Genomic DNA, 23176 nt, shown 5'->3' on the forward strand with positions numbered 1-23176 from the left:
AGGTAGAGCAATTCCAGGAAAAGTGGGAACCGGTTTTCCGTCCGGAATTGCGTCGGAAACAAAGAGGTAGCGCCGACTTTGGTGCCCCCGCTATTCCTGATGCTGCCGGCGCAGCCGCTGTTCCAGCGTCCGCAGCGCCAGCGACAGGCCGACGGTCAGGATGAGGTAGATATAGGCGACGATCGAATAGGTCTCGAAGAAGCGGAACGAGCCCGCGGCATAGACCTTGCCGATCTGGGTAATGTCGGCGACGCCGAGCACCGAGACCAGCGAGGAATCCTTGACCATGGCGACGAAATCGTTGCCGAGCGGCGGCAGGATCATGCGGATCGCCTGCGGGAACACGATCAGCCGGAAGCGCTGCGCCCGGCTGAGCCCAAGCGCCTTCGCGGCTTCGATCTGTCCCTTCTCGACCGACTGGATGCCAGCGCGGAACACTTCCGAGATGAAGGCCGAGTAGCCGATGGTCAAAGCCATGATGGCGCGCCAGAGCAGCGACACGTCGCGCACCAGCAGTTCGCCGATCAGGCCGGCGCTCTGCAGCGGCGCAGTCAGCGCATTCCAGGCGGCGACCAAGGCCGGCGCGCCGGCAAAGGCGATCCAGAACAACAGCACCAGGATCGGCACGCCGCGGATGATCTCGACATAGAAGCGCGCGATCTGCCGCAGCCATTGCGACCCCGACAGCGCCATTAACGCAATGCCAAGTCCAAGCGCGGAGGCCAGCGCGAATGCGACCGCGGTAACGAAGATGGTGACGCCGATGCCCTTGGCGACGGTGGCGAAGACTTGCGCATAGAGGTCGCTGGAGGCAATGGCAAGGGCGGCGGCCAAAGCAAGGGCGAGGGCGGCGGCCAGCCACCAGGGGAATTCGGATTTGGCGGATGATGTGGGTGGCATCAGTTCCCAACGCTGGTGAATAGATGCCTTCGCAAGAGCTGCCGATCTCCCCCCTTGTGGGGGAGATGTCCGGTAGGACAGAGGGGGGTGCTGTCCCGCCGGCCTATCAACTGGTTGCGATCACCGCCTCTGACCGGATTCTCTTCGCAGAAGCTTAGAACGGAAATGTCGCGATCCTGCACACCCCCCTCTGCCCTGCCGGGCATCTCCCCCGCAAGGGGGGAGATTGGCAGCTTTGCCGGCCGTCGCGACAACAGCGCCTACTGCCCCATCTTGTAATCGAGGAACCATTTCTTGTTGAGCTTGTCGAACGTGCCGTCCGCCTTGAGCGCGGCGATCGCGGCATTGACAGGCTTCACCAGGTCCGAGCCCTTCGCGAAGATGAAGCCGAAATCCTCGGTGCCGAGCGGCCCGCCGATCAGCTTCAGCTTGCCTTCGGAGGCATCGACATAGCCCTGGCCGGCGGTGCCGTCGGTGAGCACGACGTCGACGTCGCCCGTCTTCAGCGCCTGCACGGTCGCGCCGAAGGTCTCAAACAGCTTTATGCGCGGGTTCTGCTCGTTGCCGTCGAGCACGCTGTAGACGGCGGTGTAGAAAGGCGTGGTGCCCGGCTGGGCGCCGATCAGCCCGTCCTTGAAGGCGCCGAAGGTCTTGGCGTCGGTGAAGCGGCTTTCATCGCCGCGCACCAGCATGAATTGCTCCGAACGCATATAGGGGTCGGAAAAGTCGACCTTCTCCTTGCGGTCGTCCTTGATGGTGATGCCGGTCATGCCGATGTTGTACTGGTTGTCGGAAACAGCCTGGATCATCGCGTCCCAGGAGGTGTTCTGATACTCGACCTTGAAGTTCAGCCGCTTGGCGATCTCGTCCATCGCGTCATATTCCCAGCCGATTTGCTTGCCGGTCTTCTTGTCGATGAACTGCAGCGGCGGATAGGCGTTTTCCGTCACCACCACGACTTTTTTGCCGCCGAGATCGGGCAGATTGTCGGCGAGCGCCGCGACAGGCGCGAGAAGCCAGGCCACCATGGCGGCCAGCAGCAGTTTCGACTTGGTCATGACAAATCTCCGAGGGTGCAGGCCGCGCTGCAATCTCGCGGCCAGGAAAAATCCGGTGCCGACTTTAGAGCAATTCCAGGAAAAGTGTGAAGCGGTTTTCCGTTCGGAATTGCGTAAAAACAAAGAGATAGAGCCGCATGCGCCTTGCAAGCCGGTCCGCGCTGACGCAGGCCGGCCAACACGCAATCCGATGCTCTTCGGGGATGGTTTCGAGGACAGCCTTAGCGGCGATCAGTCCTGATCGGCCGTGGCTTCGCGTAATCCGGCGACCAGTCGCGTCAGCGTGCCGTGCAGGGCTTTGAGTTCGGCTCGCTCTAGCGGCATACCGCAGCTCAGTCCCTCCTGCACGTCCTTCATCTTCGCCCGCAGCGCCTGACCCTTCGCTGTCGGCTCGACCAGAACCCGGCGTTCGTCGGCGCTATCGCGCTGGCGGGTGACGAGGCCGCCGGCTTCCATCCGCTTGATCAACGGCGTCAGCGTCGCCGAATCGAGGCCAAGTGCTGCGCCGAGCTCGCCGATCGTGCTCGGCGAATGCCGCCACAGGGCCAGCATCGCCAGATATTGCGGATAGGTGAGGCCGAGCGGATCGAGCAGCGGCCGGTAAAGCTTCGTCATCAGCCCGCTTGCCGAATAGAGCGCGAAGCAGAGCTGCTGGTCGAGGCGCGGCACCTCGAGCGCCCCGACGCCCTGCGCCGGAGCTTGCTTTGTCATGATTTCGGTTTTCGTCGTCATGCAGCCTTTGCCGAGAGCGCCACGTCGATATTGCCCCGGATGGCATTGGAATAGGGGCAGATCTTGTGCGCTTCGGATACAAGCGCCTCTGCGCCCGCCTGATCAAGTCCCTTGATCTCGGCCGCCAGTGAAACGCCGAGCCTGAAGCCGCCCTGGTCGTTCGGATAGAGGCTCACCGTGGAGGTGACCGAAGCGTCCTCAAGCGGCAGGTTCTGCTGGCGTGCGACGAAGCGCACCGCGCTCTCGAAGCAGGCGGCATAGCCGACGGCGAAAAGCTGTTCGGGATTGGTGGCGCCGCCCTTGCCGCCGAGTTCGTTCGGCATCGCCAGATCGACCTTGAGCAGGCCGTCGCTCGTCTCGCCGTGACCGTTGCGGCCGCCGGTGACGTGAGCCTGGGTGCTGTAAAGTGCCGACATTTTTGTCTCCATTTGATTTGTATGCGATTATTTAGTGTACAAGATAATTTGTTGTCAACGATGGCGAGGCGACTTTCCTGCGGCTGGCGATCACGGCTCGGTGAAAATGAAAAAGGCGGCCGAAGCCGCCTTTCCAAACCTGTTTCGACGAAACCTTATTCGGCGGAGGCGGCCTCGGCCGAAGCAGCCTCAGCGGCGGCCTTCTTCTCGGCGGCTTCCTTGGCGGCCGTCTCGGCGGCCAGCGCCTGGGCGGCCGCGACCTTCTCGGCCTCGATGCGGGCGCGCTCGGCGGCCAAAGCATCACGCTCTTCGTCGTTCAGCTTGCGGGCGCGCACGCCGGTGTTTTCCGAAATGCGAGCCGACTTGCCGCGACGGTCGCGCAGGTAATAGAGCTTGGCGCGGCGAACCTTGCCGCGGCGCACGATCTCGACGCCCTCGACCATCGGCGAGTAGACCGGGAAAACGCGCTCGACGCCTTCGCCGTAGGAAATCTTGCGTACGGTGAAATTCTCCTGGAAGCCCGAGCCGGCGCGGGCGATGACGACGCCCTCATAGGCCTGGACGCGGGTGCGGGTGCCTTCGGTGACGCGCACCTGGACGCGCACGGTGTCGCCCGGCTGGAATTCTGGCAGCTTGCGCTTGGCTTCGATCTTGGCGGCCTGTTCGGCCTCGAGCTGACGGATGAGATCCATCTCAAATATCCACTTCTTGTTCTTCCGACAGTCAGAGCGTCCAACGCTCGCCTTGCAGTTCCAATGACCGCTCGGCTATGCCCCCAGTCCCCAAATTGTATCGGGGAACATCGGGCAGGGACGGCTACACCGCACTTGTTGACGGGTCCGAAAGATCGTTCTTCCGGTTCGGGCGGGCACATACAGGCATTTTGCCGCTTTGTCACGCCCTAATGCATGTCGCCTGGAAGTGTGAGCGGTTCTGGCACGGCCACATGCATCAAAAAAGGACCTTGAGGCATATTTTTTGCCCCCATGGCCCCACATTACTGCGGCCGTGCCGGGTTGCGCGCGGTTTGCAAGCTTCCTAAGCGGGGAAAATGACTTTTTTCGATGCCGCCTTGCTCTTTCTCTCGGGTTTTGTCTCCGGTGCGGTCAACGCCGTCGCTGGCGGCGGCACCTTCGTTACCTTCGGCGCCATGACGCTGGTCGGCGTACCGCCGATCGTCGCCAACGCCACCTCCTCGGTGACGCAGTTTCCCGGCTACATCACCTCGACACTGGCCTATCTCGACGACATCAGGCATTTCTGGCGCCAGGCGCTGCTGCTCTGCGTGATCTCGGCCTTCGGCGCACTGGTCGGTTCGCTCATCCTGCTTGCGCTTTCCAACCCGTCCTTCCGTGCGCTGGTGCCCTGGCTGCTGATCGCCGCGACCGCGCTGTTCGCCGCCGGGCCATGGCTGAAACCGGCGCCCAAGCCCGGCGCCGAAGCCAGGGTCGGCTCGTTCGCCGGATCGCTCGCCCAGTTCGTGACCTCGATCTATGGCGGCTTCTTCGGCGCCGGCATGGGCGTGATGATGCTGGCCACGCTCGGCCTGACGCAGGCCGGCGATTACCACCGGCTCAACGCGCTGAAGAACATGCTGGCCGTGGTCATCGCGGCCATCGCCATCCTGGTCTTCGTTTCGGGCGGCGTCGTCGCCTGGCCGCAGGCGATCGTCATGATCCCGGGCGGCGCGCTCGGCGGCTATGCCGGCGTCTGGATCGCCAAGCGCGTGCCGCAGGGCCTCGTGCGCGGCTTCGTCGTCGCGGTCGGCCTGTTCCTCGCCTTTTACTATTTCACCAAGGGCTGAACCGCCCCCAGCAAATCCGGCCGACGCTCCCGTGTGAGCTTCTCGGCCTCGGCGCGCCGCCATTCGGCTATTTTCTTGTGGTTGCCGGAGATCAGCACGTCAGGGATCGGCCTGCCTTCGAATTCCTGCGGCCGCGTGTAATGCGGATGCTCGAGCAGGCCGTTCTCGAAACTCTCTTCCTCGCCCGACACCGCATTGCCCATGACGCCGGGCAAAAGCCGCACCACGGCGTCGAGCAGCACGAGCGCCGCAGGCTCGCCGCCCGACAGGATGAAATCGCCGATCGACACCTCCTCCAGCCCCCGCGCTTCGATCAGCCGCTGGTCGACGCCTTCGAAACGGCCGCACAGGATGACGGCGCCCGGCCCGGCGGCCAGTTCGCGCACGCGCGCCTGCGTCAGCGGTTTTCCACGCGGGCTCATCAGCAGCCTTGGACGCTCATCGCCCGGCGGCGAGGCGTGGTCGATCGCCTTGGCCAGCACGTCGGCGCGCATCACCATGCCGGCGCCGCCGCCGGCCGGCGTGTCGTCGACCGTGCGGTGCCTGTCGGTGGCGAAATCGCGGATCTGGATCGCCTCGAGCGACCAGGTGTCGGCCTCCAGCGCGCGGCCGGCCAGCGACAGGCCGAGCGCACCCGGGAACATCTCCGGATAGAGCGTCAGCACCGAAGCGGCAAAGCTCAACGGTTGCCTCCGGCATCCTTCGGTCCGCGCGGCCGACCCTTAGGGTCGAAGCCGGCATCCCTGGGCGCTTCGCTGTCTTCTTCGTCTTCAACCAGCCCCGCCGCCTGAGGGTTGACCTCCACGAATCCGTCGGCGATCGAAACATGCGGCACGGCGGCCTGCGTGAACGGGATCAGCACGCCTTTGCGGCCGGCAAGCGTGACGTCGAGGATGTCGCCGCCACCGAAATTATGCACGGCGACGACCTTGCCGATGATGCCCGTATCGTCCCTGACGTCGAGACCGATGAGATCGGCGTGATAGAACTCGTCCTCCTCGCCGTCGTCGGGCAGCACCGAGCGGTCGACGAACAGCTCGGTGCCGGCCAAAGCCTCGGCGGCATTGCGGTCACCGACGCCCTTGAAGCGCACGACCACGACGGTGCCGGCCGGCCTGATGTCCAGGATCTGGAAGGCGCGGCCATCCTTGGCATAAAGCGGACCGTAGTCGGCCAGCGCCAGCGGGTCCCCGGTGAAGGTCTTCACCCGCAATTCGCCCTTGATGCCGTGCGCGGCGCCGATAACGGCCATCTGTACGGGGTTTTCGAGCTTCGACATCGGCGGCGCTTCCTTTGCCCTGCTCTACCCCCCTGAGGCCATCATTTCAATGATCGCCTCTTCACCGCTTCCTAACTTGCATGCCCGAAACTGCCGCCATGCAGAAATTCCTCATCCCGGCCAAACCCGACCTCCAGGCGGCGCGCCAGACCTGGCTGAAGACGCTGGCGCATGAGCGCCGGCTGTCGCCGGAGACCGTCGAGGCCTATGAGCGCGACACCCGCCAGTTCCTGCATTTCTTGACCGAACATCGCGGCGGCTCTCCAGGGATCTCGGACATCGCCGACCTGCGCCCCGCCGATTTGCGCGGCTTCCTCGCCAAGCGCCGCAATGAAGGCGCTGGCGCGCGCACGCTGGGCCGCGGCCTTGCCGGCATCCGCTCGCTGCTGCGCTTTCTCGAACGGCGCGGCCTGGTCAATGCCGCCGGCGCGGCTGCTCTGCGCGCGCCGCGCCAGCCGAAATCGCTGCCCAAGCCGCTGACGGCAAGCGACGCCAAACAAGTGGTGGCGATGGAAGGCCAGCTCGCGGACGAGCCATGGATCGCCGCCCGCAATGCCGCCGTGCTGACGCTGCTCTATGGTTCCGGCCTGCGCATCTCCGAGGCGCTCGGCCTGACCGGCGCCGATCTCGCGACGGAAGCCGACACCGTGCTGCGCGTCACCGGCAAGGGCGGCAAGACGCGGCTGGTGCCGGTCCTGCCGGTGGCCCGCAATGCGGTCATCGAATACCGCCGGCTCTGTCCCTTCCACATCGATACCAAGGAACTGCTGTTCCGCGGCGCGCGCGGCGGCCCGCTCAACCCGGCCATCGTCCAGCGCGAGATGGCCAGGCTGCGCTCGGCGCTCAACCTGCCCGACACGGCGACGCCGCATGCCTTGCGGCATTCCTTCGCCACCCATCTGCTTGGCCGCGGCGGCGACCTGCGCACGATCCAGGAACTGCTCGGCCACGCCAGCCTGTCGACCACCCAGATCTATACCGGCGTCGACACGGCAAGGCTGCTGGATATTTACGAGAAGGCGCATCCAAGGGCCTGAAGCCGCTGGGGGATGGCGCGAAGCCCTCCGGACTTCGTCATTCCAGGGCGGAGCAAGGAGCGAAGCGACGCGCGCAGACCCTGGAATGACGAAGCGATAAGCGTTGCGGCCAAAGCATTCTCTCCGAAAACCCGAGCGAACGTCAAAAGAGCTCACCGCACCGAAGACAATTTCCTCGACCCAATTAACCGTTTTGCCGCTTTTCGGCGCTAAGACGCTTCTCCATGAAACGCGTCATCGCCATCGCCGACCGCGCGGCCCTTGTCTCGTTGAAGCTGCTTGCGGCGCTCAACCTGCTGTTTTTCCTGTCTTTCCTCGTCGTTCTGCTGATCGCCGGCCGAGCGCATGCTGAAGCGCCAAGTTGCGCCGGCACCGATCTTTTGACCGCTCTGGAAAAGAACGACCCCGCCGCGTTCAAGAAGGTCGAGACCGAAGCGGCGGCCGTTCCCAACGGCAAGGGCCTGCTTTGGAAGCTGGAGAAGCCGGGCGAAAAGCCATCCTATCTGTTCGGCACCATGCACATGACCGATACGCGCGTCACCACGCTGCCGGCCGCCGCGCAGAAGGCCTATGACGGCGCCGGCACAATAGTTATCGAGACCACCGACGCGCTCGACAAGGCCAAGATGATGGCCGCCATGGCCAGCGAACCCGGCCTGATGATGTTCACCGACAACACCACGCTGTCGTCGCTGTTGTCGCCGCAGGATGCGGCGGCGCTGGACAAGGGGCTCGACGCCCGCGGCATTCCGCCGGCGACGGTCGCCAAGATGAAGCCGTGGATCCTGTCGGCGATGATGGCGTTGCCGGCCTGCGAGGTGGCGCGCCAGAGCGCCGGCGAACCCGTGCTGGACGTCAAGCTTGCCTCGGACGCCAAGGCTTCGGGGAAAGACATCGAAGGGCTCGAGACTGCCGTCGATCAGTTGCGCGCCATGGCCTCGCTGCCGCTCGAATTCCATATGAAGAGCCTGGTCGAGACCATGAAGCTTGGCGACAAGGTGAACGACGTCAACGAGACGATGATCGTGCTCTACCAGCGTGGCGAGGTCGGCATGTTCTGGCCGCTCTTCCGGGCCGTGCTGCCGGAGACGGCGGACGACAAGGCCGGCTATGCCGCCTTCGAGCAGACCATGATCACCAGCCGCAACAAGGTGATGGCGGCGCATGCCGGGCCGATTTTGGCCAAGGGCAACGTTTTCATGGCCGTCGGCGCCATGCATCTGCCCGGTCCGGAAGGACTGGTCGAGGATTTTCGCAAGGCAGGGTATAGTGTTACCGCCGTCAACTGAGTCGTCTGGCGGCTGGCGGACCTGAAAACGCCGGTTTTTCAGCGCTTTCCGTCCGTCCGCGTGAAACCCGATGCGGGCTCAGCGCGTTGATGGCTGTTATTTTGATGACTTTCATCCAAGGAGGACACGTTTCATGGCGAACCCTAACGACCCCTTCACCCCTTCGAGCACGCCTCCCAAGTCGGGTGGTGGCGGCAGCGGGTGGCTGATCGCCCTAGTTGTTATTATCCTGGCCATTGTTGCCTATTATGTCTTTGGCAGAAGCGGCGGCGAGCATGCGCCGGCCCCGGCTGAGCCGCCGGCCGCCAGCACGCCGGCTCCGGCGCCTGCAACGCCGGCTCCAGCCCCTGAGCCAGCTCCGGCGCCTGCCCCGGCTCCCGCGCCAGCTCCGGCACCTGCACCCGCCCCTGCGCCGACCCCTGCGCCAGCTCCGGCACCTGCACCGGCTCAGTAATAGGACGGCATCAAACGACAAACGGCCCGCCAACAGGCGGGCCGTTTTGTTTTTGGCAACCCCGCCTTCGTCATACTCGGGCTTGACCCGCGTATGACGAAGCGATTTGTGTTCGGCGCCTAATGCATGTCGCGCAAAAGTCACCTCGGTTTGCGACAACGACATGCATCAAGCAACGACCTAAAGCGCGTCGCGTGAATCCGTTTCGACGCGGCGCGCTTTAGCGCGATCAGATATGAATCGGCTTGAAGAAGGTCGCCAGAGCCGCTTCCTTCACCGCTTCCGACATCGTCGGATGCGCGTGGCAGGTGCGGGCGAGATCTTCGGACGAACCGCCGAATTCCATCAGCACCGCCGCTTCGTGAATCATCTCGCCGGCGCCGAAGCCGACGATATGGACGCCGAGCACGCGGTCGCTGGCCTTGTCGGCCAGGATCTTGACGAAGCCGTCGGTGTGCAGCATGGCGCGCGCGCGGCCATTGGCGCTGAACGGGAATTTGCCTACCTTGTAGTCGATGCCGGCCTTCTTCAGCTCTTCCTCGGTCTTGCCGACCGAAGCGATCTCCGGGCTGGTGTAGACGACGCTCGGGATGACGTCGTAGTTCACATGGCCGGCCTGCCCGGCGATGGTCTCGGCGACTGCCACACCTTCATCCTCGGCCTTGTGCGCCAGCATCGGTCCGGCGATGACGTCGCCGATGGCATAGATGCCGGGCACATTGGTTCTGAGATGCCCATCGGTCTTGACCCGGCCGCGCTCGTCGAGCTCGACGCCGGCTTCCTTCAGTCCGAGACTGTCGGCATAGGGACGCCGCCCGGTGGCGACCAGCACGACATCGGCCTCGATGGTTTCCGCCGCGCCGCCCTTGACTGGTTCGAAGGTGACAGTCGCGCCCTTCTTGGCCTTGGCGACGCCCGTGACCTTGGCGCCGAGCTTGAACTCGAAGCCTTGCTTGGAGAGCAGCCGCTGGAACTGTTTCGACACCTCGCCGTCCATGCCGCCGAGGATGGTGTCGAGGAACTCGACGACCGTGACCTTGGCGCCGAGCCTTGCCCAGACTGAGCCGAGCTCCAGCCCGATGACGCCGCCGCCGACCACCACCAGGGTGGCTGGCACCTTGGCCAACGACAGCGCGCCGGTGGAGGAGACGACCGCCTTCTCGTCGAAATCGACCTTGACGCCCGGAATGCCGGCGACGTCCGAACCGGTGGCGATCACGATGTTCTTGGTCTCGATCTCCTCGACCTTGCCGTCCTCGCCGGTCACCGACACCTTGCCGGCGGAAATCACCTTGCCGGTGCCGCGGAAGGAATCGATCTTGTTCTTCTTGAACAGGAAGGCGACGCCGTTGACGTTGGAGGCGACCGTCGCGTCCTTGTGCGCCATCATCTTCTTCAGATTGAGCTTCGGCGCCGGTATCTCGACGCCCAGCGTGTCAAAGGCGTGGCCGGCTTCCGCGAACATCTCGGAGGCGTAGAGCAGCGCCTTCGACGGAATGCAGCCGATGTTGAGGCAGGTGCCGCCGAAAGTGGCGTTCTTCTCGACCACCGCCGTCTTCAGCCCGAGCTGCGCCGCCTTGATGGCGCAGACATAGCCGCCAGGCCCCGATCCGATGATAACGACGTCATAAGCCATGTCTTTTTCCTTGTCCTGGCGCCGGACTGGTTCGGATAGGAACCACTCCAGATTATTTCCTTGTACGCAATTCCGAACCGGAAAACCGCTACGCACTTTTCCTGGAATTGCTTTAGCGGCCGCCGCTCACATCGAGGATCGTGCCCGTTATATAGGAGGCCGCGTCCGACAGAAGATAGAGAACCGCGCTCGCGACTTCATCCGCCGTTCCCGCGCGTTTCATCGGCAGCGCGTCCTGCATCCGCGCCACGCGGTCTGGCTGGCCGCCCGAGGCGTGGATTTCGGTCTCGGTGATGCCGGGGCTGACCGCGTTGACGCGGATGCCTTCCAGCACGACTTCCCGCGCCAGCCCGATGGTCATGGTATCGATCGCGCCCTTGGAGGCGGCATAGTCGACAAATTCGCCGGGCGAGCCGAGCCTCGCGGACGCCGAGGACAGGTTGACGATGGCGCCGCCCTTGCCGCCATGCCCCATCGACATGCGCTTCACCGCCTCGCGGGCGCACAGGAAGGAACCAACGACATTGATGCGCATCATGCGCTCCAGCCGCGCCATGCTCATCTCGTCGACCCGCGCCTTGACGTCGACGATGCCGGCATTGTTGACGAAAGCGTCGAGCCGGCCAAAGGCCTGGTCCACGGCTTCGAAGATTGCGATGACATCGGCCTCGTTGCCGACATCGCCCTTGACCGCGAAGGCGTCGCCGCCAGCGGCTTTGAGTTCGGCGACAAGAACATCGGCAGCCGACTGGTTGGAGACGTAGTTCACCGCCACGCGATAACCAGCCTCACTCGCCTGCCGGCAGATGGCCGCGCCGATGCCGCGGCTGCCGCCGGTGACCAGCAGTGTCTTCCTGTCCACGCTCATTCCTGGCAGCCTTTCAGCACGAAGATGTCCCACGGCACTTTGGAGAAGCCGGCGGGACCGTAAGCGGCCGACATTTCGAGCGACGGCCCGAGATCGGGAAGGATCAGGCTTTTAGGCGCATCGGCGCCTTCGGCTGGCAGCAGGCCGATCGTGCCCTTGTCGTCGGCGCTGTAGACGACGCCTTCCCAGACCGTGCAGGCGGCAAGCTCCTCGCCGGTGACGTCGCCGGTCGGGCATTTGTACATCAGCGAGCCATGCGGCCGCGCGGTGCTGCCCTCGGTCCACATCGCGATGCCGTCGAGCACGACATTGTTGTCGAGGATCATGCGAAAGGCGTTGGTGATCGTCGCCGAGCTGCCGGCCGCGCCGAAGTCGATTTCGGCGCCGCTCTGCGCCTCGCCATAGACGGCGAGCTGGATCGGGCAGGCAGCCTGCGCGCCGGAACTCGCCGCAGTGAGCACCAGCGATCCGGCCATCAATCCGATCATGGGCGAGGCGGCATTCGTCATCACTTGGCCTGGTCGCCTTCTCGGCCGTCGGCGTTTTCCAACACGCCGAAATCGGTCATCAGGACGACCGGCTCGCCGGCTGCGTCCAGTCCCCAGAAAGACGGATAGAAGCCATCGCCCCAGCCGCTCCAGAACATCGCGACGTTGACCGGATTGCCGGCGTCCGGATGGTGCATGACGAACCGGTCCTGGTTGGGCGCGAACTCGGCCGCCAGCACATCGTCATAATAGTTCTGGTCGGGCTTGAGCTTGTCCTGCGCCGCCGACATCAGGGCCATCGCGGCCTTGTCCATGAACGAGCCGAGGCCGGCATCGACTGGATAGCCGAATATCTCGTCGCCGTTCAGCGTCGAGACGTCCTGGCCGGGCAAGGTGGCGAGCTCCCAGCGCACCGGCACGCCGGGTCGAAAGCGAAGGAATGCGGCGGCCACGCGGCCCTGCGCCTCGAACAGCGCGACTGGATAATGCCCCGGCTTCACCCTGCGCGCCAGCGCCGGCCAGTCGTCGGTCGTGATCAGAGGATCGCAGGCGATGATCTCGCCGGTCGGGAGTTCGAGCTCGCCGATCGGCGTGACGGTGATCTTGCGCTCCGCCAATTGCGCATCGGAGAGCGCAAAGATGCCGAAATTGCTGCTCGCCGTCGCCGGATCCCAGTCGGCGGCCATGGCGAGCGATGGGATGGCGGCGGAGAAGCCAAGCAGGACAGTTCCGCACCGGAAAGTCCGCCGCATGCCGCGCGCCGTCTGGCCGAGCCCGAACCCGAACTTTTCCAGCCAGCTGCTCACGGCACGACCGATCCGATCACAGATCGAGCACCAGCCGCTCGGGGTCCTCCAGGCTCTCCTTGACCCGCACCAGGAAGGTCACCGCTTCCTTGCCGTCGACGATGCGGTGGTCGTAGCTGAGCGCCAGATACATCATCGGCCGGATCACGATCTGGCCGCCGACCACCACAGGCCGGTCCTGGATCTTGTGCATGCCAAGAATGCCGGACTGCGGCGCGTTCAGGATCGGCGTCGACATCAGCGAACCGTACACGCCGCCGTTGGAGATGGTGAAGGTGCCGCCTTGCATGTCGGCGACCGACAGCTTGCCGTCTCGCGCCGCCAGCCCAAGCCGGCCGATCTCCTTCTCGATCTCGGCGATGGACATCTGGTCGGCATCGCGCACCACCGGCACGACGAGGCCCTTTTCGGTGCCGACGGCGACGCCGACATGGGCAAAATTCTTGTAGATGATGTCGGTGCCGTCGATCTCGGCGTTGACCGCCGGGATTTCCTTCAGCGCATGCGTCACCGCCTTGGTGAAGAAACCCATGAAGCCGAGCTTCACGCCATGCTTCTTCTCGAACACGTCCTTGTACTTGGACCGCAACGCCATCACCGCGCTCATATCCACCTCATTGAAGGTGGTGAGCATGGCGGCGGTCGACTGCGCCTCCTTCAGGCGGCGTGCGATGGTCTGGCGCAGCTTGGTCATGCGCACGCGTTCCTCGCGCGGCGCATCCTCGGTCGAGGACGGCGCCCGGGCAACGACCGGCGCCGGAGCAGCCTTCGGGGTCTCGGCGGGCTGCGACGGCGCGCCCTTGGCGATGGCGTCGAGCACGTCGCCCTTCAGCACCTGGCCGCGTTTGCCGGAGCCGGACAACTGGTCGACCGACAGATTGGCCTCCGCGATCAGCTTGGCGGCGGCAGGCGCCGGCGGCATGGTGCGCGGCTCGATCTGGCCGGCATCGCCAGCGATCCTGGCGGTTTCGGCCGCAGCCTGCTTGCCGGTGGATGCGGCATCCGGGCTGGAGGCCTGGGCGACTGCCTGCGGCTTGGTCGCCGGGGCCGCGCCGCCCGCCGAAATCGAGCCGAGCAGCGCCCCGACATTGACTGTCTCGCCTTCCTTGACGGCGATCTCGGCCAGCGTTCCGGCGCCCGCGGCGGGCACTTCCACCGTCACCTTGTCGGTTTCGAGCTCGACCAAGGGCTCGTCCGCGGCGATCGCGTCGCCGACCTTCTTGAACCACTTGCCGACAGTCGCCTCGGTGACGGATTCGCCGAGAGTGGGGACGCGGATTTCGGTAGCCATTGTGCCTGTCCGTTGTCTTCTTGAGGTCTGTTTAATCAGGTCCGCTTATTCACCAAGCGCCCTATTCGCCGAGAGCATCGTCGAGCAACGCGGCGAGCTGGCTGAGATGCTTCGACATCAACCCTGTTGCAGGCGAGGCCGAGGCCGGCCGGCCGGTGTAGCGCACCCGCTGATGCTTGGCGTCGATATGCGCCAGCACCCATTCGAGATAGGGATCGATGAACGACCAGGCGCCCATGTTCTTGGGCTCCTCCTGGCACCACACCATCTCGGCGTTGCGGAAGCGTGACAGCTCGGTGATCAGCGCCTTGGCAGGGAACGGATAGAGCTGCTCGACGCGCAAAAGGTAGATGTCGTTGATGCCGCGCTTCTCGCGCTCTTCGTAGAGGTCGTAATAGACCTTGCCCGAGCACAGCACGACACGGCGAATCTTGGAGTCCTTCACCAGCTTGATCGGCTGGTTGGGGAGCAGCTGCGCATCGTCCCACAACAGGCGGTGGAACGAACTTTCGCCCGACATCTCCGGCAGCGTCGACACCGCCCGCTTGTGGCGCAGCAGCGACTTCGGCGTCATCAGGATCAGCGGCTTGCGGAAGTCGCGCTTCAACTGCCGGCGCAGGATATGGAAATAGTTGGCCGGCGTGGTGACGTTGGCGACCTGCATGTTGTCTTCCGCGCAGAGCTGCAGGAAGCGCTCCAGGCGCGCCGACGAATGCTCCGGCCCCTGGCCTTCATAGCCATGCGGCAAGAGGCAGACGAGACCCGACATTCTGAGCCACTTGCGCTCGCCCGACGAGATGAACTGGTCGAACACGACCTGGGCGCCGTTGGCGAAGTCGCCGAACTGTGCCTCCCAGAGCGTCAGCGCCTTGGGCTCGGCCAGGCTGTAGCCGTATTCGAAGCCCAGCACCGCCTCTTCCGACAGCATCGAGTTGATGACCTCGTAGCCGGCCTGCGCCGCCGACAGATTGTTGAGCGGGATGTAGCGGTTCTCGTCGCGCTGGTCGTAAAGCACCGAATGGCGCTGCGAGAAGGTGCCGCGCTCCGAATCCTGGCCGGAAAGCCGGATCGGATTGCCATCGAGCAGGATGGCGCCGAAGGCCAGCGCCTCGGCTGTCGACCAGTCGATGCCTTCGCCGGACTCGATCGCCTGGCGGCGGTTCTCGAGGAAGCGCAGGATGGTCTTGTGCGCCTCGAAATCCTTCGGCACCTCGGTCAGCTTCTTGCCGATCTCCTTCAGCGTGCGCACCGGCACGGCGGTCTTGCCGCGCCGCTGTTCGTCCTGGTTGTCGGCGGTGCGCAGGCCCGACCACGCGCCGTCCAGCCAGTCGGCCTTGTTGGGCTTGTAGTGCTGGCCGACTTCCCATTCGGCTTCCAGATGCGCGCGCCAGTCGGCCCGCATCTTGTCGACCTCGGCCTGGGTGACGTGGCCTTCGGCGATCAGCCGGTCGGCATAGACCTGCACCACGGTCTTATGAGTGCGGATGTTGCGGTACATGATCGGCTGGGTGAAGGCCGGCTCGTCGCCCTCATTGTGGCCGAAGCGGCGGTAGCAGAACATGTCCACCACCACCGGCTTATGGAACTTCATGCGGAACTCGGTCGCGACCTTTGCGGCATGCACCACGGCTTCCGGATCGTCGCCGTTGACGTGGAAGATCGGCGCCTCGATCATCTTGGCCACATCCGACGGATAGGGCGAGGAGCGCGAGAAGCGCGGATTGGTGGTGAAGCCGATCTGGTTGTTGATGATGAAATGCAGCGTGCCTGCGACCCGATGGCCGCGCAGGCCCGACAGGCCGAGGATTTCGGCGATCACGCCCTGGCCGGCAAAGGCGGCGTCGCCATGCAAAAGCAGCGGCATCACCTTGGCGCGCTCCGACAGCGGAACGACCTCGCCGCGCTCGCGGCCGGCGAGCTGGTCCTGCTTGGCGCGCGCCTTGCCCATCACGACGGGGTCGACGATTTCCAGATGCGAGGGATTGGCCGTCAGCGACAGATGCACCTTGTTGCCGTCGAACTCGCGGTCCGACGAGGCGCCGAGATGGTACTTCACGTCGCCCGAGCCTTCGACCTCGTCGGGCGCGGCCGAGCCGCCCTTGAACTCGTGGAAGATGGCGCGATGCGGCTTGGCCATCACCTGGGAAAGCACGTTGAGGCGGCCGCGATGCGCCATGCCGAGCACGATTTCCTTCAGGCCGAGCTGGCCGCCGCGCTTGACGATCTGCTCCAGCGCCGGGATCAGCGACTCGCTGCCATCGAGGCCGAAACGCTTGGTGCCCTTGTACTTGACGTCGATATACTGCTCGAAGCCCTCGGCCTCTACCAGCTTCGACAGGATCGCCTTCTTGCCGGTGGCGGTGAAGGTGATCTCCTTGTCGGCGCCTTCGATGCGCGCCTGGATCCAGGCCTTCTCTTCCGGGTCGGAGATGTGCATGAACTCGACGCCGAGCGTCGAGCAATAGGTACGGGCCAGGATGTCCAGCATCTGCCGCACGGTGCCGAATTCGAGCCCCAGCACATTGTCGAGGAAGATCGGCCGGTCGTAGTCGGCTTCGGTGAAGCCGTAATTCTCCGGCGACAGCTCGTTGTAATCCTCGAGCGGCTTGGCGATGCCGAGCGGGTCGAGATTGGCGTGCAGATGGCCGCGCATGCGGTAGGCGCGGATCATCATGATGGCGCGCACGGAATCGCGCGTCGCCTGGTGCACGTCGGCGTCGGAAAGCACGGCGCCGTTGATGACCGCCTTTCCCTTCACCTTCTTTTCGATCGCCTTCTCGATCAGCCCCCAATTGCCGTCGAGCGCCGAGACCAGCTCGCCATTGGCCGTCAGCGGCCAGGAGGGCTTCGCCCAGGAGGCGCCCTTGGCGTTCTTGCGGACGTCGCCCGCGTCGTCCTTCAGCGCCGCGAAGAAGTCCTGCCACTCCGGATCGACGGAGGCGGGGTTGTCTTCATAGGCGGCGTAGAGCGCGTCGATATAGTCGGCATTGCCGCCATAGAGGAATGAGGTGAGCGAGAATTGGTCGTTGGCCTGATCTTGTCTTGCCATTTTCGTCTGCGGAGCCTGGCTCCGTCTCCTTTCGAGGGGAATAGTGAGTAGTCAGTAGTGAGTAGAACGATGGAAATTCCCGCTCAGCTGCTACTCGCCCGTTCTTCCCTGTTCACTACTGACTACTGCCTACTCACTACTGCCTTAACCCTTGATCGCCTCGACCAGCGTCGTGCCGAGCCGCGCCGGCGATGGCGAGACCTTGATGCCGGCCGATTCCATCGCCGCGATCTTGTCTTCCGCGCCGCCCTTGCCGCCCGAGATCACCGCGCCCGCATGGCCCATGGTTCGGCCGGCCGGCGCCGTGCGCCCGGCGATGAAGCCCGCCATCGGTTTCTTGCGGCCGCGCTTGGCTTCGTCCTTGAGGAACTGCGCGGCGTCTTCCTCGGCCGAGCCGCCGATCTCGCCGATCATGATGATCGACTTGGTCTCGTCGTCGGCGAGGAACATCTCCAGCACATCGATGAACTCGGTGCCCTTGACCGGGTCGCCGCCGATGCCAACCGCCGTGGTCTGGCCAAGGCCGACATTGGTGGTCTGGAAGACTGCTTCATAGGTAAGTGTTCCCGAGCGGGAAACAACGCCGACCGAGCCCTTGCGGAAGATGTTGCCCGGCATGATGCCGATCTTGCATTCGTCGGGCGTCAGCACGCCCGGGCAGTTCGGGCCGATCAGCCGCGAGGTCGAGCGGTCGAGCCGCGCCTTGACCTTGACCATGTCCATCACCGGGATGCCTTCGGTGATGCAGACGATCAGCGGGATCTCGGCCTCGATCGCCTCGATGATCGCTTCGGCAGCACCTGCCGGCGGCACATAGATGACCGAGGCGTTGGCGCCCGTCTTTGCCTTGCCTTCGGCCACCGTGGCGAAGATCGGCAAGCTCTCGCCCTTGGCGCCCGTCCAGGTCTCGCCGCCCTTCTTCGGATGGATGCCGCCCACCATCTTGGTTCCGTGATAGGCCAGCGCCTGCTCGGTGTGGAACGTGCCGGTCTTGCCGGTCAGGCCCTGCACCAGCACCTTCGTGTTCTTGTCGACGAGAATGGACATGGTGGCCCTTTTCTAAAAACCGTTGGTCGTGGAAGACTGCGCGGTCATGGTCACAGCCGCTTGAGATCGGCGACGGTGAGGTCGCTCTTGGCATTGCCGGTGTTGAGCGTTGTCGCCGGCTCGAACATCAGCACCACAGGCTCCTTGCTGAGCGAGCGCGGCCGGTGTTCGGTGCCTTTCGGCACGACGATGAAGTCGCCCTCGCCGAGCTCGACCGGCCCGTCGCGGAAGTCGATGGCGATCCTGCCGCGCAGCACCAGGAAGGCTTCGTCTTCATGCTCATGCGCATGCCAGTCGAAGACCTCGCCGAACTTGGCGACCTTGGCTTGGGCATCGTTCACGTCACCGGCGATATGCGGATCGAAGACCTTGGTGATCTTCGCGTCCGCCGCCTCGACCAGATTTATCTTGCGCGGAGGCATCCGCTCATTCCCTTGTCATCGGGCGTCAGCAACATGCTGGTCACCCATCTCTTCTTTCAAAAAATGGTCGGGCGTCAGGCCGAGATCGTTCTCTTTGCCATACATCCAACCCCTCATCTTCATCGAGGGCTTGAACGGGCTCTTCCCGCTTCCGACGACCACGTACCACTCACGCCCGACTTCGTCCGATGCACGGTGCAGCCAGAAATGCCGCCCACCGTCCATCCCTTCTGCGACAACGCCGTGCACCTTGTAGTGCATCGGCTTCTCATCCAGCATCCAATGGTAGTGGCACGACTCAAGGTACCGCTCGATTTCTTCGACCGAATACGGACACACGGCCGACCGGTCGAGGCTCTCGACTTCTTCCTCCCAATGGATTGGGAAGCCACCCAATTCGACGCTCCTTCGATTAACCCTTCACCGCCGCCACGATCTTCTTGGCCGCGTCGTCGAGATCGTCGGCCGACACCACGTTCAAACCGCTGTCGTTGATGATCTTCTTGCCGAGCTCGGCATTGGTGCCTTCCAGCCGTACGACCAGCGGCACTTTCAGGCCGACTTCCTTGACCGCGGCGATGACGCCTTCGGCGATGACGTCGCACTTCATGATGCCGCCGAAGATGTTGATCAGGATGCCTTCGACCGCGGGGTCCTTGGTGATGATCTTGAACGCCGCCGTCACCTTCTCCTTCGAAGCGCCGCCGCCGACGTCGAGGAAGTTAGCCGGCTCAGCGCCGTAGAGCTTGATGATGTCCATCGTCGCCATGGCAAGGCCGGCGCCGTTGACCATGCAGCCGATATTGCCGTCGAGCGCGACATAAGCGAGGTCGTATTGCGACGCCTCGATCTCCTTCTCGTCCTCTTCGGTGGTGTCGCGCAATTCCATCACGTCCGGGTGGCGGAACAGCGCGTTGTTGTCGAACGATACTTTTGCGTCGAGCACGCGCAGATGGCCGTCCTTCATGACGATCAGCGGATTGACCTCGAGCAGGCTCATGTCCTTCTCGACGAAGGCCTTGTAGAGAATCGGGAACAGCGTGCCGCCATCCTTGGCCGCGTCGCCGTCCAGTTTCAACGCGGCGTTGAGCTTCTTCACGTCGTCGGCGCTCACGCCCTTTTCCGGGTCGATGGCGACGGTGACGATCTTTTCGGGCGTGTCGTGCGCGACCGTCTCGATATCCATGCCGCCCTCGGTCGAGACGACGAAGGCGATGCGGCCGACCGAACGGTCGACCAGGATCGACAGATAGAGCTCGCGGGCTATGTCGGCGCCGTCCTCGATATAGAGGCGGTTGACCTGCTTGCCGGCCGGACCGGTCTGCTTGGTCACCAGCGTGTGGCCGAGCATCTCGTTGGCGTTGGCGACCACTTCGGCCGCCGACTTCGCCAGCCGCACCCCGCCCTTGGCGTCGGGACCGAGTTCCTTGAACTTGCCCTTGCCGCGGCCGCCGGCATGGATCTGGCTCTTCACGACATAGAGCGGGCCGGGCAGCGCTCGTGCCGCGGCTTCCGCCTCGCTTGCCTTGAACACCGGAACGCCGCTTGCTACCGGCGCGCCGAACGTCTTCAGCAGCGCCTTGGCCTGATACTCATGGATGTTCATGCGCTTGGTCTCCGGGGAGGACAGTTTACTTGCCGGCGAGATGCGGCGCGATCTTGGTGCAGGCCTCGGTCAGGCCCTGCACGGCCGCGACCGAAGAATCGAACATCTTCTGCTCGGTCTTGGAGAGGTCGATCTCGATGACGCGCTCGACGCCGCCGGCGCCGATCACCACCGGCACGCCGACATAGGTGCCCTTGATGCCGTACTGGCCCGAGAGGTGCGCCGCGCAGGGCAGCACGCGCTTCTTGTCCTTGAGGTAGGATTCGGCCATGGCGATCGCCGAGGCCGCCGGCGCGTAATAGGCCGAGCCGGTCTTGAGCAGGCCGACGATCTCGGCGCCGCCGTCGCGGGTGCGCTGCACGATCTGGTCGAGCTTCTCCTTCGAGGTCCAGCCCATCTTGACGAGGTCGGGCAGCGGGATGCCCGACACGGTCGAATAGCGGATCATCGGCACCATCGAGTCGCCGTGGCCGCCGAGCACGAAAGCGGTGACGTCCTCGACCGAGACCTTGAATTCCTCGGCCAGGAAGTAGCGGAAACGGGCGCTGTCGAGCACGCCGGCCATGCCGACGACATGGCTGGTCGGCAGGCCGGAGAACTTCTGCAGCGCCCAGACCATCGCGTCGAGCGGGTTGGTGATGCAGATGACGAAAGCCTTCGGCGCGTACTTCTTCAAGCCGGCGCCGACCTGTTCCATCACCTTGAGGTTGATGCCGAGAAGGTCGTCGCGGCTCATGCCGGGCTTGCGCGGCACGCCGGCGGTGACGATGCACACATCCGCGCCCTCGATGCCGGCATAGTCGTTGACGCCGGTCAGCCTGGAATCGAACCCGTCGACAGGAGAAGACTGCGCGATGTCGAGGCCCTTGCCCTGCGGAATGCCCTCGGCGATATCGAACAGCACCACGTCGCCGAGATCCTTGAGGCCGATCATATGGGCGAGCGTGCCGCCGATCATGCCCGAGCCGATGAGCGCTATCTTGTTGCGTGCCATGTGAGGATGTTTTCCTTTGTCTGTGACGAGGTCGTGACGGGCCAGGGAGGCCGAAAGGATGCGGGAAACCGCGAGATTGGCCGCATCGAATAACTCCGACACGGAAGAAATTCAAACGATTATTTTGAGCTCAACATTTTCAATCGGTTAGATGCATCGGGAATTACGTAAACGTCAAAGTTTGTGAGCCGACTGAGGAGAATTTACACAATGAACGTCGAAATCAGAAGGCTTCATCCCGGCGATGACGCCCTTGTGATGCGGGTGGCCGACGACGTGTTCGACGAGCCGGTGCGGCCCGACCGCCTCGCCGCCTATCTCGCCGCGCCCGGCCATTTCATGATCGTGGCTATAGTTGACCAAACCGTGGTCGGCCAATGCGCCGCCGTCATCCACCGCCACCCGGACAAGGTGAGCGAGCTCTATATCGACGAGGTCGGCGTGGCGCCGCCCTTCCAGCGGCAGGGAATCGCGCGAAAAATGCTCGACGCCATGTTCGCGCTCGGCCGCGAGCATGGCTGCGAGGAAGCATGGGTGGGGACCGAGCCCGATAACGAGCCGGCGCGGGCGCTTTACGAAACGCGCAAGGAGCCGCATGGGAAGGCGGAGGATTTCGTGATGTATGTGTATCGGCTTTGAGGCTAGCCGAAGACCCCTCCGCTTCGTCATTCTAGGGCGGAGTAAGGAGCGAAGCGACGCGCGCAGACCCTGGAATGACGAAGGTAACCCCTTCTACCCCTGCGCCTGTCTCGCCGCGGCGGTCGCCGCCCCGTCCTTCCGCCGCTCCGTCCAGTCGTCCAGCCAGTCGCGGCTCTGCATCTCGACCAGGCGCGAGGCGGTGCGCTCGAATTCGAATACCTCCGTGCCGCGCTTGGCCGTGTAGAGCCCTTGCGGAGGCGCCGCGGCGCTCATCACCAGCCGCATGCGGTGGTCGTAGAGCGTGTCGATCAAAAGGATGAAGCGCTTGGCCTCGTTGCGCATGCCTTCGCCAAGCACCGGCACATGGTCGATGAACACGGTCGAGAAGCGGCCGGCGATCGCCAGATAATCGCGCGCGCCGAGCGGCTTTTCGCAAAGGTCGGCAAAGGAAAAGCGCGCGGCGTCGCCGGCGGCGCGCGGCACGACGAGGTGGCGGCCTTTGAGCGTCAACGTGACTTCGCCGGCCGGCTGGCCATATGTCATCGCCTTCCAGGCTTCGTCCAGCGCGCGCTCGGCCGCGGCATCGTCCGGCGTGACATAGACCGGTTGGCGGTTGAGCTTTTCCTGCCGGTAGTCCTTCTCGGCATCGAGCGTTATCACATGGGCGTTGCGCTCGAGCAGCGAGATGAACGGCAAAAAGAGCTGGCGGTTCAGCCCGTCGCGATAGAGGTTCTCCGGCGCCACGTTGGAGGTGGCGACCAGCACCACGCCGCTGGCGAACAGCGCCGAGAACAGCCGCGACAGGATCATCGCATCGGCAATGTCGGTGACGGAGAACTCGTCGAAACACAACACCCAGGCCTGTTCGGCAAGCGACCGCGCCACCGGCGGGATCGGATCGTCTTCCTTGACGTCGCCGTTCTTTCGCGCCGCCCGGTGCTTCTGGATGCGGTCCTGCACATCGGCCATGAAGTCGTTGAAATGCACACGGCGCTTGCGCCGAACCGGCAGCAATTCGAAGAACATGTCCATCAGCATGGTCTTGCCGCGGCCGACGCCGCCATGGATGTAGAGGCCCTTGACCGGCTCGCGCGGCTGCCGCTTGGCCGCGAACAGCCAGCCCAGCGCGCTCGATTTCTGCGCCAGCCTTTTTGCCGAGATCTCTTCGATCAGCCGGTCGAGCGCTGCGACGATGCGCTCCTGCGCCGGGTCGCGCTCGACCGCGCCACTCTGGACGAGATGGTCATAGCGCTGCCTGACGGTCGCATGGGTCTGGATACCGTCGCGAAGATGCATGGGTTACGTCAGCTGGAGCAATTCCGGCTTTCCGCCCGGAATTGCGTGGAAGCAATAGTCGGTTT

Annotated in this window: 23 protein-coding genes; 4 read left to right on the forward strand and 19 right to left on the reverse strand. The window is 64.2% G+C overall.

Annotation, left to right across the window (positions count from 1 at the left end; all coding sequences use genetic code 11):
* Positions 1 to 90: 90 nt before the first annotated feature.
* The 5 genes from FJW07_RS17910 to rplS all read right to left on the reverse strand — a co-directional run bounded on the left by FJW07_RS17910 (position 91) and on the right by rplS (position 3798).
* Positions 91 to 900, reverse strand: coding sequence for an amino acid ABC transporter permease (locus FJW07_RS17910; protein ID WP_140646033.1), 810 nt, complete (start codon positions 898 to 900; stop codon positions 91 to 93).
* Between the two features lie 260 nt (positions 901 to 1160).
* Entirely contained in the window at positions 1161 to 1958 is a 798-nt protein-coding gene (locus tag FJW07_RS17920) for a transporter substrate-binding domain-containing protein (RefSeq protein WP_140857929.1), read from the reverse strand.
* Between the two features lie 231 nt (positions 1959 to 2189).
* The gene (locus FJW07_RS17925; protein ID WP_246680796.1) at positions 2190 to 2669 is read right to left on the reverse strand and encodes a MarR family transcriptional regulator; all 480 of its coding nucleotides are present in this window, start codon (positions 2667 to 2669) and stop codon (positions 2190 to 2192) included.
* Positions 2670 to 2686: 17 nt separating this feature from the next.
* Entirely contained in the window at positions 2687 to 3106 is a 420-nt protein-coding gene (locus FJW07_RS17930; RefSeq protein ID WP_140646030.1) for an organic hydroperoxide resistance protein, read from the reverse strand.
* 155 nt (positions 3107 to 3261) lie between these two features.
* Complete coding sequence (gene rplS / locus FJW07_RS17935) at positions 3262 to 3798, reverse strand: 50S ribosomal protein L19 (RefSeq protein ID WP_140646029.1); 537 nt, start codon at positions 3796 to 3798, stop codon at positions 3262 to 3264.
* A gap of 359 nt (positions 3799 to 4157) precedes the next feature.
* On the opposite strand from rplS, the gene FJW07_RS17940 reads away from it, so the two are divergent.
* Positions 4158 to 4910 (forward strand): sulfite exporter TauE/SafE family protein, encoded by a 753-nt coding sequence (locus FJW07_RS17940; protein ID WP_140857933.1) that lies wholly within the window; start codon positions 4158 to 4160, stop codon positions 4908 to 4910.
* Here the strand turns inward: FJW07_RS17940 and trmD are convergent.
* Together trmD and rimM are read right to left on the reverse strand one after the other, a co-directional pair.
* The gene (gene trmD / locus FJW07_RS17945) at positions 4892 to 5593 is read right to left on the reverse strand and encodes a tRNA (guanosine(37)-N1)-methyltransferase TrmD (RefSeq protein WP_140857935.1); all 702 of its coding nucleotides are present in this window, start codon (positions 5591 to 5593) and stop codon (positions 4892 to 4894) included. The genes FJW07_RS17940 and trmD overlap by 19 nt on opposite strands.
* Entirely contained in the window at positions 5590 to 6189 is a 600-nt protein-coding gene (rimM, locus tag FJW07_RS17950; protein ID WP_140857937.1) for a ribosome maturation factor RimM, read from the reverse strand. The genes trmD and rimM overlap by 4 nt, the downstream gene beginning before the upstream one ends.
* A 98-nt stretch (positions 6190 to 6287) precedes the next feature.
* Between rimM and FJW07_RS17955 the strand changes: the two genes are divergently transcribed.
* Positions 6288 to 7226, forward strand: coding sequence for a tyrosine recombinase XerC (locus FJW07_RS17955; RefSeq protein ID WP_140857939.1), 939 nt, complete (start codon positions 6288 to 6290; stop codon positions 7224 to 7226).
* Between the two features lie 224 nt (positions 7227 to 7450).
* Positions 7451 to 8515: a TraB/GumN family protein gene (locus tag FJW07_RS17960; protein ID WP_140659922.1), complete on the forward strand. Its 1065-nt coding sequence runs from the start codon at positions 7451 to 7453 to the stop codon at positions 8513 to 8515.
* Between the two features lie 683 nt (positions 8516 to 9198).
* Here FJW07_RS17960 and lpdA read toward each other — a convergent pair.
* The 11 genes from lpdA to mdh form a co-directional block, all read right to left on the reverse strand.
* Positions 9199 to 10605, reverse strand: a complete 1407-nt coding sequence (gene lpdA / locus FJW07_RS17970; protein WP_140857942.1) for a dihydrolipoyl dehydrogenase — start codon at positions 10603 to 10605, stop codon at positions 9199 to 9201.
* A 112-nt stretch (positions 10606 to 10717) separates the two neighbouring features.
* Positions 10718 to 11473 carry an SDR family oxidoreductase gene (locus FJW07_RS17975; RefSeq protein WP_140857944.1) on the reverse strand — a complete coding sequence of 252 codons (756 nt, stop codon included), beginning with the start codon at positions 11471 to 11473 and terminating at the stop codon, positions 10718 to 10720.
* Positions 11470 to 11982: a hypothetical protein gene (locus FJW07_RS17980; protein ID WP_140857946.1), complete on the reverse strand. Its 513-nt coding sequence runs from the start codon at positions 11980 to 11982 to the stop codon at positions 11470 to 11472. The genes FJW07_RS17975 and FJW07_RS17980 overlap by 4 nt, the downstream gene beginning before the upstream one ends.
* Positions 11982 to 12713: a DUF4241 domain-containing protein gene (locus FJW07_RS17985; RefSeq protein WP_140858115.1), complete on the reverse strand. Its 732-nt coding sequence runs from the start codon at positions 12711 to 12713 to the stop codon at positions 11982 to 11984. The genes FJW07_RS17980 and FJW07_RS17985 overlap by 1 nt, the downstream gene beginning before the upstream one ends.
* 70 nt (positions 12714 to 12783) lie before the next feature.
* On the reverse strand, positions 12784 to 14058 hold the full coding sequence (gene odhB, locus FJW07_RS17990) for a 2-oxoglutarate dehydrogenase complex dihydrolipoyllysine-residue succinyltransferase (protein WP_140707184.1): 1275 nt from the start codon (positions 14056 to 14058) through the stop codon (positions 12784 to 12786).
* 61 nt (positions 14059 to 14119) lie between these two features.
* Complete coding sequence (locus FJW07_RS17995; RefSeq protein WP_140786357.1) at positions 14120 to 17107, reverse strand: 2-oxoglutarate dehydrogenase E1 component; 2988 nt, start codon at positions 17105 to 17107, stop codon at positions 14120 to 14122.
* A 144-nt stretch (positions 17108 to 17251) separates the two neighbouring features.
* On the reverse strand, positions 17252 to 18154 hold the full coding sequence (sucD, locus tag FJW07_RS18000; protein WP_140857948.1) for a succinate--CoA ligase subunit alpha: 903 nt from the start codon (positions 18152 to 18154) through the stop codon (positions 17252 to 17254).
* A 50-nt stretch (positions 18155 to 18204) separates the two neighbouring features.
* Positions 18205 to 18576 carry a cupin domain-containing protein gene (locus FJW07_RS18005; protein ID WP_140857950.1) on the reverse strand — a complete coding sequence of 124 codons (372 nt, stop codon included), beginning with the start codon at positions 18574 to 18576 and terminating at the stop codon, positions 18205 to 18207.
* 15 nt (positions 18577 to 18591) lie between these two features.
* Complete coding sequence (locus FJW07_RS18010; RefSeq protein WP_140707192.1) at positions 18592 to 18972, reverse strand: hypothetical protein; 381 nt, start codon at positions 18970 to 18972, stop codon at positions 18592 to 18594.
* 16 nt (positions 18973 to 18988) lie between these two features.
* The gene (sucC, locus tag FJW07_RS18015) at positions 18989 to 20182 is read right to left on the reverse strand and encodes an ADP-forming succinate--CoA ligase subunit beta (protein WP_140857952.1); all 1194 of its coding nucleotides are present in this window, start codon (positions 20180 to 20182) and stop codon (positions 18989 to 18991) included.
* 25 nt (positions 20183 to 20207) lie between these two features.
* Positions 20208 to 21176, reverse strand: coding sequence for a malate dehydrogenase (gene mdh / locus FJW07_RS18020; RefSeq protein ID WP_140646014.1), 969 nt, complete (start codon positions 21174 to 21176; stop codon positions 20208 to 20210).
* A gap of 210 nt (positions 21177 to 21386) precedes the next feature.
* Between mdh and FJW07_RS18025 the strand changes: the two genes are divergently transcribed.
* Positions 21387 to 21815, forward strand: a complete 429-nt coding sequence (locus tag FJW07_RS18025) for a GNAT family N-acetyltransferase (protein ID WP_140857954.1) — start codon at positions 21387 to 21389, stop codon at positions 21813 to 21815.
* A 93-nt stretch (positions 21816 to 21908) separates the two neighbouring features.
* Here FJW07_RS18025 and zapE read toward each other — a convergent pair whose 3' ends face one another.
* Entirely contained in the window at positions 21909 to 23111 is a 1203-nt protein-coding gene (zapE, locus tag FJW07_RS18030) for a cell division protein ZapE (protein ID WP_140857956.1), read from the reverse strand.
* Between the last annotated feature and the right edge of the window lie 65 nt (positions 23112 to 23176).

The sequence above is a fragment of the Mesorhizobium sp. B3-1-9 genome, from assembly GCF_006439595.1.
Taxonomy (GTDB): Bacteria; Pseudomonadota; Alphaproteobacteria; order Rhizobiales; family Rhizobiaceae; genus Mesorhizobium.